The organism is Catellatospora vulcania (assembly GCF_009720385.1).
GTDB lineage: Bacteria > Actinomycetota > Actinomycetes > Mycobacteriales > Micromonosporaceae > Catellatospora > Catellatospora vulcania.
In genome coordinates this window covers 166,902-179,296 of record NZ_WARX01000006.1, presented here as the reverse complement: position 1 = coordinate 179,296, position 12,395 = coordinate 166,902, and the positions used below count along the sequence as shown (strand labels likewise).

Annotated in this window: 9 protein-coding genes; 6 read left to right on the top strand and 3 right to left on the bottom strand. The window is 72.8% G+C overall.

Features of this window, described 5'->3' with window-relative positions:
• The first annotated feature begins 121 nt into the window (after positions 1–121).
• Positions 122–2,047, top strand: coding sequence for an asparagine synthetase B family protein (locus tag F6W97_RS26655; protein WP_155373257.1), 1,926 nt, complete (start codon positions 122–124; stop codon positions 2,045–2,047).
• Positions 2,048–2,093: 46 nt separating this feature from the next.
• Positions 2,094–3,473, top strand: a complete 1,380-nt coding sequence (locus F6W97_RS26650; protein WP_155373256.1) for a hypothetical protein — start codon at positions 2,094–2,096, stop codon at positions 3,471–3,473.
• Between the two features lie 127 nt (positions 3,474–3,600).
• Here the strand turns inward: F6W97_RS26650 and F6W97_RS26645 are convergent, their stop codons facing one another.
• Complete coding sequence (locus F6W97_RS26645) at positions 3,601–5,343, bottom strand: DUF6541 family protein (RefSeq protein ID WP_230687038.1); 1,743 nt, start codon at positions 5,341–5,343, stop codon at positions 3,601–3,603.
• Between the two features lie 292 nt (positions 5,344–5,635).
• On the opposite strand from F6W97_RS26645, the gene F6W97_RS26640 reads away from it, so the two are divergent.
• The 4 genes from F6W97_RS26640 to F6W97_RS40935 all read left to right on the top strand — a co-directional run bounded on the left by F6W97_RS26640 (position 5,636) and on the right by F6W97_RS40935 (position 9,984).
• Positions 5,636–6,613, top strand: a complete 978-nt coding sequence (locus F6W97_RS26640) for an ATP-binding protein (protein WP_155373255.1) — start codon at positions 5,636–5,638, stop codon at positions 6,611–6,613.
• A 32-nt stretch (positions 6,614–6,645) separates the two neighbouring features.
• The gene (locus F6W97_RS26635; RefSeq protein ID WP_155373254.1) at positions 6,646–7,041 is read left to right on the top strand and encodes an SCO5389 family protein; all 396 of its coding nucleotides are present in this window, start codon (positions 6,646–6,648) and stop codon (positions 7,039–7,041) included.
• Between the two features lie 105 nt (positions 7,042–7,146).
• Positions 7,147–8,154, top strand: coding sequence for an LLM class flavin-dependent oxidoreductase (locus F6W97_RS26630; protein ID WP_155373253.1), 1,008 nt, complete (start codon positions 7,147–7,149; stop codon positions 8,152–8,154).
• A 156-nt stretch (positions 8,155–8,310) separates the two neighbouring features.
• Positions 8,311–9,984, top strand: a complete 1,674-nt coding sequence (locus F6W97_RS40935; protein ID WP_230687009.1) for an extracellular catalytic domain type 1 short-chain-length polyhydroxyalkanoate depolymerase — start codon at positions 8,311–8,313, stop codon at positions 9,982–9,984.
• Between the two features lie 123 nt (positions 9,985–10,107).
• Here F6W97_RS40935 and F6W97_RS26615 read toward each other — a convergent pair whose 3' ends face one another.
• The gene (locus tag F6W97_RS26615) at positions 10,108–10,998 is read right to left on the bottom strand and encodes a TIGR01777 family oxidoreductase (RefSeq protein WP_155373252.1); all 891 of its coding nucleotides are present in this window, start codon (positions 10,996–10,998) and stop codon (positions 10,108–10,110) included.
• A gap of 30 nt (positions 10,999–11,028) precedes the next feature.
• Positions 11,029–12,294: a M48 family metallopeptidase gene (locus F6W97_RS26610; protein ID WP_155373251.1), complete on the bottom strand. Its 1,266-nt coding sequence runs from the start codon at positions 12,292–12,294 to the stop codon at positions 11,029–11,031.
• Positions 12,295–12,395 lie beyond the last annotated feature (101 nt).

Sequence of the window (12,395 nt, the reverse complement as noted above, 5' to 3'; positions counted from 1 at the left end):
ATCTGCCGTTAACCGCACCCTGACCTGCGGATTCTCTAGTCGTCCCGCTCGTGTCCAGATTGTCCGACCCCCCGACCCGGCCGCGTCCGTACCCTCTGCCGCACGAGGCGACGGGGGTTGCATGTATTTCGTGTATGGCTATTTCGTGCTCAACGGCGGCGTGTCCGACGATGCGTCACGGCTGATGAGCGAACGGGTGGACGCGGCGCTGGCACCCGTCGTGCCGGAGTCCTACGTACGCCACCGCTGTGCGGGCGACGGCTGGGGCGTGCTCGCCGGGCACAGCGCGGACTGGAGTTCCTGGCGCTGGCCGCTGGTCGCCCAGGACGGCGACGTCACCGCGGTGTCGTTCGGCGTTCCGGTCGGCGCCGACGTCTCCGGCGGGCCGACGCGGATGGCGGGCCGCCTGCTGGCCGGCGAGGACGTGCACGCGCCGGTGGTGCCGCCGTTCGGCCTGCTGGCGGTACGCGACGGGCGGGCCGAGTTGCAGCAGGACTGGCTCGGCATGTGCCGGATCTTCGTGGGCCGCACCGACGACTTCGTGGTGTTCGCCAGCCGGCCCGGCGTGGTCGCGCGGGCGCTGGGCATCCCGCTCGCGCCCGACCTCGACGGCTGGTCGTCGTACGTGTCCGCGGGGCACTTCGCGGGCGACTCGTCGCCGTACGCCGGGGTCCGGCTGATGGAGCCCGGCGCGCGGCTGTCCGCGGCCCGGCGGCCCGGCGGCGGCTGGGACGTCACCCACCGGCAGGGGTTCAGCGTCGACGACCTGATGCGCCGCGCGGTCGCGGCACAGGCTGAGTGCTCCTTCGACGACCTGCTGGAGCTGGCCGGCACCGGGCTGGGCACCGCGGCGACGAGCCTGGCCGCGCTGTACGACGGCCCGCTCCGGCTCGCCCTGTCCGGCGGCAAGGACTCCCGGGTGATCGCCGCGGCGACGATCGGCGCGGGCCTGGTCCCCGCGTTCAACACCAACATCGACACCCGGGCCGAGGGGGAGACCGCGAGCCGCCTGACCGGCATCCTCCGCGAGAAGCTGGGCGTGGAGATCGAACACCGGCTCGCGGCGTCCAGCCCGGTCGGCCGGGTCACCGAGACCGACCTGACCGAGCGGGTACGCAGGCTCCAGGCGGAGTACGACTACCAGTACCCGTCCACGTACTCGATCCGGCCGGCGCGCTCGGGGCGGCTGGTCGAGCAGGTGTCGGTGGCGCTCAGCGGCGCGGGCGGCGAGCTGGCGGTCGGCAACTGGTATCCGCCGGAGTTCACCGGCGACTGCTCGCGGGCGACGGCCGACGAACTGATCCGCCGCAAGCTGCTGGCGACGGCGACACCGCTCGGCGCGGTCCACCCCGATGTGCGCGAACGGGAGCGGGCGCGGCTGCTCACGATCACCGACCGGGCCGAGGCGGCCGGGCTCACCGGGCTGAAGCTGTGCGACTACGCGTACCTGATGGAACGGATGCGGCGCTGGGCGACGCTCGCCTACGGCCTCAGCAGGTCCATGTTCCTGGCCCCCGACTTCGTGGTGGCCGCGTTCGCGCTGGACCCGCAGCTCAAGCCGAAGCGCACGCTGCACCACGGGCTGATCCGGCGGTACGTGCCGGAATGGGCCGACGTCCCGTTCGTCAGCATCAACACGGGGCCCTCCACGGTCACCCGGATCTGGGACGGCACCGGCCTGGCCTCCGTGCACGGGCTGCTCGACACCGTGCACGGCGACCTGCAGCGGCTCATCCGCCGCGAGGTGGTGGCCGACACGGTGCTGGCCTGCGCGGTCGGCCGGGTCGGCACCCCGCAGGAGAAGGTCCTCCAGCAGTACGCGGCGCTGGCCGTGGCCTGTGGCGCGTTCGAGCCCGACGGCGTGCGCCCGGCGACGCAGAGCTACCAGGCTTTCGTCCGGCCCCACCTGAGGGCCACCCGGGTGCCGCGCGCGATGCGCCGGGTGATCGCGCCCGTGGTCAGGCAGGTCAAGCGGACCGGCCTGGGGCGCAGGGTGCTGGCTCAGGTCCGTACCCGGGTCAACGGCCGCAAGGGCACAGGCAGGTGACGCACCACGGACGGACCGCAGCCGCGGCGGTGCGTAAGGTGACGCCGTGTCGCTGACCACCGTGGAACCCACCGCCGAGCACGTGTCCGAGCCGGGCGGGCGGCAGCGTCCGGACTGGACCGCGGTCGTGGAGACGTCGCTCATCCTCGCGGGGCTGGCCCGCCTGGTCTGGGGCCAGCAGGTCGCGGTCGTGGCCGACGGCGTGGACCGGCTCAACAGCCTGAGCGTGCTGCTCGGCGAGGGCCGCGTCGACCACAGCGAGTACTCCCTCATGGGCCCGCTGTTCTCCGCGCCGCTGTGGCTGCTCGGCCGCGTGGTGGCCACCCCCGAGGCCGGGATCAGGTACTTCAACCTGGTCGTCTTCACGGCGGGGCTGGCCGCGCTGGGGCTGCTGCTGCGCGGGCTGGTCCCCGGCGCGCTGATCCGCCGCTTCATGCTGATCACGGTCGCGGCGAGCATGCTCGCGCCGGACGTCGGCCACTACGGCAGCGAGACCTTCACCATGATGGGGGTGATGGTCGGCATCGTCGTCGTGGTGCGGGGACGGCGTCGCGGGTGGGGCTGGGCGGCGGCCGTGGCCGGTGTCGTCAACACCCCGGCCACCCTGGTCGGTCTCGGCCTGGTGAGCCTGGTCGAGACGTGGCGGCGGCGACGGCTGCGGGTGCTGGTGCCGGTGGCGGTCGCGGCGGCGCTGATCCTGCTGGAGATCCTGGCCCGCAAGGGCGGGTACGTCGGCGACCGCGGCTCGAAGGACGTCATGCCGTTCTCCGGTCGGCCCGGCTTCTCGTACCCGTTCTTCTTCGGAGTGCTGGCGATCGTGTTCGCCTTCGGGCGCGGCATCGTCTGGTACGTGCCGGGCATGTTCCTGCCGACCCGGCGCGCCCTGGCCGACCTCGGCCCGACCGGCGTCGACCTGGCCCGGATCCAGCGGCTCTGGCTGCTCTTCGTCGGCGGCCTGGTGCTCGTGTACGCCCCCTGGTGGGCCTGGTACGCCGGGATGTCCTGGGGGCCGCGGTTCTTCCTGGCCGGCATCCTGCCCGCCGCGCTGGCGCTCGCGCTGCGCCTGGGCCACCGCCAGGCGGGCCCCGGCGCGAACCTGATCACGCTGGCCGTGCTGGTGCTGTCGGTCTGGATCGGGCTTAACAGCCTGCTCTGGCACGAGCTGTGGCCCGCCGCCTGCTTCGGCACCGCGCAGTCGGTCGAGGCGCTGTGCTGGTACTCGCCCGAGTACAGCTCGCTGTGGTACCCGCTGGTGTCCTGGCAGTTCAACCACCTGACCGGAGCGCAGTGGGTCAGCGTGGCCTACAGCGCCGTGGTCCTCGCCTGGCTCGCCACGCCACTGGTCGGCCGCATCGCCGGCCAGGTCCGCGCCGCCTGGCGCGACCACCTCGCCCCCCGCCTGACCCGCACCGCCTGGCACTGGTAGCGCGCTCGGGCCCGCACGGCCCGGCGTCATGATCGTTCGACTTGCCTGGCACCTGTGCGTATCTTGAAGCGCCATTCGCCCAGGTGCCGGGCAAGTCGGTGGATCGTGGACGGGCCCCGCCGCCGCGTCAGGCGGTGGGGACTTTCCAGAGCCAGACGTCGGCGACGCGCTGGGGCGGGCCGAGGAGGTCGGTCATGACCGACTTGAGGGCGGGCTGGTAGGTCGGCCAGTGGGCGCCGTGCACGTCGTCGGCGAGCACCACGATGCTCGCGTTCCAGTAGCGCAGGTCCTCGCGCAGCGCGGCCCGGTAGGCGTCGGTGATCACGGGGGCGTCGCCCGTCTTGGCGACCGTCTCCAGCAGCGTCTGCGTCGGGCGGGGGATCGGGCCGATGCGGCCGGTGCCGTTCGGGCCGCCGGGGCCGAGGAAGAAGCCCGCGGGCAGGCGGAACACGCCCTCGCCCGCCCCGGCCGCGTCGGCCAGGGCCGCGGCCTGCCAGCGCTGGCCATCGGGGAGCAGGTCGTTGGTGATCGGCACGGGCACCACGGTGCCGCCGTCGGCGACGTACTCGCGCCACTGGCCGGAGGTGAAGAACTCCGGCACGGCGGCGCGTTCGCGGGCCAGCAGCGGCGTCGGGACCAGCGGCAGCATTGCGACGGTGAGCCCGGCGATCCAGGCCCAGCGCGGGCCGGGCAGGGTCACCCGCATGCTGCCGCCGTCGGTGCGGCTCAGCGCGGTGGCCAGCCAGGCCAGGACCAGCCCGAACACGGGCGCGACGATCAGGGCGAGCCGGGACGGCAGCGCGGCGTTGAACACCGGCAGCCAGCCGATCAGCGCCTCGGGCATCGGAATCCCGGTGAGCCCGCCCAGCCAGCGCAGCTCCGGGCCGAGTGAGAGCAGCAGGAACACGAACGCGGTGACGCCCAGGCCGAGCAGGTTGGCCCGGTGCGGCCGGGCAGCCCGCCGCCACAGCACCACCAGGCCGATGATCACCAGCAGCAGCAGCGGCAGGCCGAAGAACGAGTTCTCCTCGGTCGGGTTCGCGGCGAGGTCGGTGTTGAGGCCGACCGCGCCGGCCAGCGAGCGCTCCGGCCACGCGGCGAACGCGGCGAGGTCCTCGTTGTGGATGCGCGGGTCGAAGCCGGTGCCGTGGTAGCGCTGCGGTCCGGCGAAGTGCAGCCACAGCGGGTACGCCAGCAGCACGCCCGCGACGAGCGCGCCGCTGCCCAGCCCGGTCAGCACCCGGCGCACCAGCGCCTTGACCTCCGCGCGCCGGGACAGCACCCAGACCAGCGTGAACACGCCCAGCGCCAGCGCGGTGAAGAACAGCGCCTCGGCGGCGATGGAGAAGCAGACCGCGATCCACAGCCCCAGCAGCGCGCCGTCGCGCACCGGCCGGTCCCGGCGCACCAGCAGCAGGCACTGCGCGATGATCAGCGGGATGACCCACTGCGCGGTCCAGTTCAGGTGGGCGTTCGCATGGGAGATCATCGCCGGGGCGAAGCCGCAGAACAGGCCGCCGACGGCCGCGCCGATCCGGTTCGCGCCCAGGTGCCGGGAGAACAGCCAGTACCAGGCGTACGCCGTGCCGGCCAGGTTCAGGGTGAGGATGACCAGGAAGGTCAGCGCGGGGCCGGCCAGGATGGTCAGCGGGGCGAAGACGAAGGCGTACACCGAGATCGAGGTGTTGACCGCCAGGTTCACGCCGTCGGGCACGTTGAGCAGGTGGGTGAAGAGCGGGTCCGTGCCGTGGGTGAGCGCGTACGCGCCATACGACAGCAGCCACTCGAAGAACGCCTGGTCACCGGAGTTGACTCCGCTGGCGCGGTGCGCCGGGTCCGACCAGAGCGCGCCGGTGACCCATACCGCCATGACCAGCGCGGTGGCCGCGACCAGCAGGTCGGCGCGGCGGCGGCGGGTCTGCACGGCGGCCTCGTCGGGGACTCCGCCGGCCGTCTCCGCGACGTCGGCGGGCGGGCTCAGCGGGCTGGTGGGCGAGGCGATCGACACTCGGCGCAGTTTATCAGCGCGGCGGTCCCGGTCCGAGGTCTGCCGGACGGCATCACACCGTGACGGAGCGACACGCACACCGTGACGGAGCGACACGCGCGGGAACACGCAGGGTGATTGACCCTGCTATTGAAAATGACTATCAATAGCAGTTATGAAGATGGCATTCGTCGGCAAGGGCGGCAGTGGCAAGACCACCCTTGCGGCGCTGGTGGCCAGGCATCTCGCGGCGGCGGCGACCCCCGCGGCCCTGCTGGCCATCGACGCCGACATCAATCAGCACCTGGCGACGGCACTCGGGCTCAGCGAGGACGAGGCCGTCCTGCTGCCGTCGCTGGGCGACCACCTGGACAAGATCAAGGAATACCTCCGCGGCGACAATCCGCGCATCTCCTCGGCCGCCGCCATGGTCAAGACCACGCCGCCGGGGCAGGGCTCCCGGCTGCTGCGGGTCGACGAGACCAACCCGATCTACGACGCCCTGGTGCGCCGGGTCGGCGGGGTGCGGCTGGCGGTGACCGGGCCGTTCGCCACCGAGGACCTGGGCGTGGCCTGCTACCACTCCAAGGTCGGCGCGGTCGAGCTGCTGCTCAACCACCTGGTCGACGGGCCGGGGGAGTACGTCGTGGTGGACATGACGGCGGGCGCGGACAGCTTCGCCTCCGGCCTGTTCACCCGGTTCGACGCCACCTTCCTGGTGTGCGAGCCGACCCTGCGCAGCGTGGGGGTGTACCGGCAGTACATCGGCTACGCCCGCGACTTCGGGGTGCGGGTGCACGTCATCGGCAACAAGATCGACGACCAGTCGGACGTGGCCTTCCTGCGTGAGCACGTCGGCGACGACCTGCTCACCTGGATCAGCCGGTCCGGCTTCGTGCGGGCCGCCGAGCGCGGCGCGCCGCAGTCGATCAGCGAGCTGGAGGCCGCGAACCGCGCCGCACTGGACAGGATCCGGTCCACTGTGGATGGTGTGGGTAAGGACTGGCCGCGCTACACCGCGCAGGCCGTCGAGTTCCACCTGCGAAACGCGCAGGCGTGGGGCAACGCCCGCAGCGGCGAGGACCTCGCCGCCCAGGTCGACCCCTCGTTCGTGCTCGGGCCACAGCGGCTTGAGCTGGCACGACACCACTGACGGCCCCGCCGTCCCAACAGAAGGAGAACACCATGTCCCTGGACGTCCCCGTGGCGCTGCTGGAGCGGGCCGAGGCCGGGCAGGTCGACGACGCCGAGTTCGTCGACTGCGTACGCCAGTCGCTGCCGTACGCCTGGACCGTGGTCAGCGCCGCCGCCGAGCGGCTGGCCGACGAGCCCGGCGCGGAGTTCGGCGAGCACGGCACCCCGCCGCCCAGCGAGGCCGAGCGCGGCGAGCTGCTGCGCGCCCTGGCCAGCGACGCGATCCGCGGTGGCCTGGAGCGCCACTTCGGCATCAAGCTCGCCTTCCAGAACTGCCACCGCGTCGCCGCCTTCGCCCTCGGCGCCGTCGGCGGCCAGACCTACCAGGAGTTCATCTCCCCGGTAGCCCAACTCCGCAACCAGTCCCCGGAACTCCGCGACTGCTGAGAACAAAGGAAGGGCACCTTCTTAACGCTCCGCGTTGTAGAAGGTGCCCTTCTTAACGCCCTACCGCCTGTCAACTGGGCGGATGCGATCCATAAATGAGGTTCTGTGGACATCTTCCTGACCAGCGCCTTCGGCCCAGCCGTGGCGGTGGCCCACGCGCGCGAGGCCGAGCGGGCCGGTATGCGCGGAGTCTGGCTGGCCGAACACCACTTCGTCGCGTACGGGCAGTGCCCGTCGGCGACCGTGCTCGCCGGGCACATCCTGGCCGGGACCCGGCGCATCACCGTCGGCACGGCCGCCGCCGTGCTCGGCTCCCGCCACCCCGTCGCGCTCGGCGAGGAGGCGGCCATGCTGCACGCGCTCGCCGGGGACCGCTTCCAGCTCGGGGTGGCCCGGGGCGGTCCGTGGCAGGAGATCGAGGTGCTCGGCCGCGGCCTCGACCACTACCGCCGGGGTTTCGCCGAGTCCTTGGACCTGCTGCTGCGCTGGCTGTCCGGGACGGCCGAGGTGGTCGCGAACGGGGAGTTCCACCGCTTCGGGCCGCTGGCCGTGGTGCCCCGGCCCGCGACAAGGGTGCCGGTGCGGGTCGCGGTCACCTCCGGCGAGACCGCCGAACTGGCGGGACGGCACGGCCTGCCGCTGCTGCTCGGCGTGCATGCCGACGACCCCGAAGCCGCCGCGCTCGTCGACCGCTGGGCCCAGGCGGCCTCGGCCCACGGGCACGATCCGGGCGGTGCGGATCACGCGCGCGTGCGGTTGGCGTACCCCTGCGCGAGCCGGGTCGTCGGCGAGCGCGAACTGCGCGCGAACCTGCCCCGCTGGCTGGCCGGCATCCGCGCAGCCGTCCCGGCCGGCGGCGCGCCACCGGGCCGCGATCTGGCCGCCCACGTCGAACACCTGCTGCGTATCCAGCCCGTCGGCCCGCCACAAGAGGTCGCGGCCGCGCTGGCGCACAGCGCCGAGACCACGGGGGTACGCCGCCAGCTGTGCATGGTCGAGGCAGCCGGCTCGCCCGAGGCGACCTCGGATCTCATCGCGACACTGGCGGCGCTGCCGACAGCGTGGCGACGCGACCAGGCGCGCGACCGCGTCCCGGGTCTGGCGGTCGCCTGATCTGGAGTTCGGCGATCCTGCGGGCGGGCCGGTCCACAGTGACGCCATAGCGGGGCGCGGCAATGTGTGTTTCGTGGACATGTCGGGAGTGTTGCCGCAGACCGTAGCGTGCGGCTCCACAGGGGAGTGACACGGATCACTATCAAGGAGCCCGCCATGCCCAGACCCTCCGCCCCGCGGCTGCTCCGCGCGGCGCTCGCCGTCCTGACCGGACTCGCCGGGGTGGCCGTCGCCGCCGCCCCGGCCCAGGCCGCGACGCTGACCCAGGTCAGCTCGTTCGGCAGCAACCCCGGCAACCTCACCATGTACAGCTACCGCCCGGACAGCCTGCCCGCCGGGCGGCCGGTCGTGGTGCTGCTGCACGGCTGCACCCAGAACGGCACCGGCTACTTCACCAACTCCGGCTGGCGCAAATACGCCGACCTGTGGGGCTTCAGCCTGATCGTGGCCGAGCAGAAGTCCGCGAACAACTCGCTGAGCTGCTTCAACTGGTTCCAGGCCGCGGACATCGCGCGCGGGCAGGGCGAAGCGCTGTCGGTGCGGCAGATGGTCTCGCACGCGGTCGCGAACCTGGGCGCGGACGCCCACCGTGTCTACGTCTCCGGCCTGTCCGCGGGCGGCGCGATGAGCGCGGTGATGCTGGCGACCTACCCGGACGTGTTCAAGGCCGGCTCGGTCGTGGCGGGACTGCCGTACAACTGCGGCACCGTCTGCCAGGGCGCGGCCCAGAGCAAGACCCCGCAGCAGTGGGGCGACCTGGTCCGCAACGCCTACCCCGGCTACGGCGGCCCGTGGCCGAAGGTGGCGATCTGGCACGGCCAGTCCGACACCACCGTGGTGCCCGCCAACGGCACCGAACTGGTGGCCCAGTGGACCGACGTACGCGGCGCCACGCAGACCCCCACCGGCACGACCGGCCTGCCCGGCGGCACGACGCTGGAGACGTACGGCAGCGACGTGCGGCTGTACAAGGTCGCGGGTATGGGCCACGGCACCCCGGTCGACCCGGGCAGCGGCGTCGACCAGTGCGGCACCGCGACGTCGTACTTCCTGGACACCATCTGCTCGGCCTACCGCGATGCGGTGTACTTCGGCCTGGACGACACCGCCACCACGCCGCCGGGCGCGCCCACCGGCCTGGCCGTCACCGGGGTCACCAACGTCAGCGTCAGCCTGTCCTGGGCCGCGGTCTCCGGCGCGACCGGCTATAACGTCTACCGCGGCGGGACCAGGGTGACGGCGTCGCCGGTCACCGGCACGTCCTACACCGACGGCGGGCTGAGCGCGTCGACGACGTACAGCTACACCGTCCGCGCGGTCAACGCGGCCGGCGAGGGGGCCGCGTCCGGTGCGGTGTCGGCGACCACGTCGGCGACCCCGCCGCCCGGCCCCGCCGCGCCGACGGGGCTGACCGTCACGGCGGTCACCGAGAGCAGCGTGTCGCTGTCCTGGTCGGTGGTCTCCGGCGCGACCGGCTACCACGTGTACCGCGGCGGGGTGAAGGTCACCGCGTCACCGGTCACGGCCACGTCGTACACCAACACCGGCCTGGCCGCGTCCACGACCTACAGCTACACGGTCAGCGCGGTGAACTCGTCCGGCGTCGAGGGCGCACAGTCGGGCTCCGTCCCGGCCACCACGGCCGCGACCGCGGCCTGCTTCACGGCCAGCAACTACGCCCAGGTGGCGGCGGGACGCGCGTACCAGTCGCTCGGGTACACGTACGCCAACGGCTCGAACCAGAACATGGGTCTCTACAACACCTTCTACACCCACACCCTGAAGCAGACCGCCCCCAACTACTACGTCATAGCCGACGGCCAGTGCTGACGATCTGAAGGCCCCGCCGAAGGCCGCCCCGACACCGCCCACCATAGACGTTGGCCTATCTGATCGAGAATTTGTAGATCGAACTCGATCGGATAGGCCAACGTCGATTGAAAACGGGGCCCGCTAGGCGGGGATGGGGTCGGTGAGGGCGGCGTGGAGGGCCTGGGTGACGGTGCGGTGGCGGAAGGGGAAGCCGGCCGCGGTCAGGGCGCCGGGCATGACGCGCAGGCTGCGGTACGCCTCGTTGCCGAACTCGCCGTAGAGGATCTTGAGGGCGGCCTTGGGGATCGGCATCACCGTGGGACGGTGCAGCTCCGCGCCGAAGGCCTTGGTGAACTGGGCATTGGTGACCGGAGCCGGGCCGACCATGTTCACCGGACCCTCGACCTGGTCGCTGTCCAGGATGAACTGCGTCGCGGCCAGCCAGTCGAACAGCGAGATCCACGGCACCCACTGCCGCCCGTTGCCCAGCCGGCCGCCGATGCCCATCTTGAACGGCACCAGCTGCGCCTTGAGGAAGCCGCCGTCGCGGTGCAGCGGGTAGCCGGTGCGCAGCAGCGACACCCGCGCCCCCGCGGCCGCGGCGGGCGAGGTCGCCTGCTCCCAGTGCCGGGAGATCCCGGCCAGGAAGTCGTCGCCGGCCGGGGACAGCTCGGTCACCTCGCGGTCACCGGTGTCGCCGTAGTAACCCACCCCGGAGGCGTTGACCAGGATCGGGATGCGCTGCGCGGCGACCGCGCGGGACAGCGTCGCGGTCGGCACCACCCGGCTGGACAGGATCAGCGCCTGGTACTCCTCCGTCCACCGGCGGTCGCTCACGCCGACCCCGCACAGGTTCACCACCGCGTCGGTGCCGTCGGGCAACCGGATCGGCTCGGCGGGGTCCCACTGCCGCTCCGAGGCGTCCGCCGCGGGACGGCGTACCAGCTGGACGACCTCGTGACCCGAGGAGCGCAGGGTGGACACCAGGGGTTGGCCCAGGAAGCCCGAGGCTCCGGCCACGACGATCCGCATACGACAATCATGCCCGATCACGGCGCGAGCTCAGCGCGCCGACACCGCCTGGCGCAATTCCTCGAAGCGGCTCGCCAGCTCCGCGTCGATGCGGGCGTTCTGCTCCGCGGTCAGCTCGACCAGCGCGGCCCGGGGCGGGTCGGCCCGGTGCGATTCCAGCATCCGCGCCCGCAGACCGCTCGGCGGGTGCGAGGCGAACAGGGAGGCCTCCTCGCGCACCGACAGCTGGCGCAGCCGGTTGCGTCGCGGGGCGGCCTGCTCCCGCACGTGCTCGGCGCTCGACAGCCACACCGCCGGTCCGGCGCCCATCCGGGCCGACCGGCCCAGCGGCTCGAGCACCTCGCTCAGCACCACCATGCCGTCAGCCAGATCCTGCGCCGCCGTGTCGCCCGCCACCCGGGCGGCGATCCGGTCGGCGAGGTACTCCGCCTGGTGCCCGCCGCGGGCCGCGGCGACGTGCATGGCGAACTCCAGCAGCGACACCAGCCAGCTGGTCGCGCCGGTGCACGCCCGGATGATCAGGCCGCCGGGACCGGCCAGGGCCATCGACGCGTACGACGGCCGCAGCACCTCGATCAGCCGGGCCACCAGCGTCATCGCCGGGGCCACCAGGTACGCCCGCCGCTGGTCGCCGTTGACGAAGTGGCCCATCTCGTGGCCGAGCAGCGCCACCCGCTGCTGCGCCGGCAGTACCGCCCACAGCGGCAGGCCGAGCAGCATCACCCGGCGACGGCGGAACAGGCCGATCTCGGCCGTGCCCGCGTTCATGTCGTAGGTCAGCGCGATGACGTCCGGCGGCGCGGTGCCCACCGCCGCGGAGACCCGGTCGACCAGCTCGTGCAGCGCCGGGAGACGCTCGCGGGTGGCCACCGGCAGCTCGTCGTCGAGGTGGCCGAAGCGTGGGCGCAGCCCGTACGCCAGCACCAGGCACAGCACGCCGATCATCAGCCAACCGTCGACCTCGGTCAGCACCAGCCGGATGCCGGTGAACAGCAGCAGCGCCCAGCCCGCCAGCAGGACGGCCGACACCGCCTGCAATGCCAGCCAGGTCGTACGGCGCGGGCGATGCACGCCCGCACGCGCCCAGAGCGCGAAGTCGCGTGTCGACCTGCGCAGCGCCCAGCCGAAGGTGAGCCGGTCGATCCAGCGCCAACCCGGTGCGCGGCTGCGCCGGTCGAAAGCGTCGAGGTTCCACTCGCACGACTCGCACCACGGCAGGGCGTCGCGCTCGGACACCAGCGGCTGCCCGCACGCCCCGCAGGCCGCGCCCGGCATCACATTCGATCTTCTCGGCACCGGCGCATTCTGCCCTGCGCGACGGCGATCGCGCAGCCCTCGGTCACCGCCCGGGTCCGGCCGCGGTGACGCGAACCCGCCGACGGGAGGGTCGGGCACGT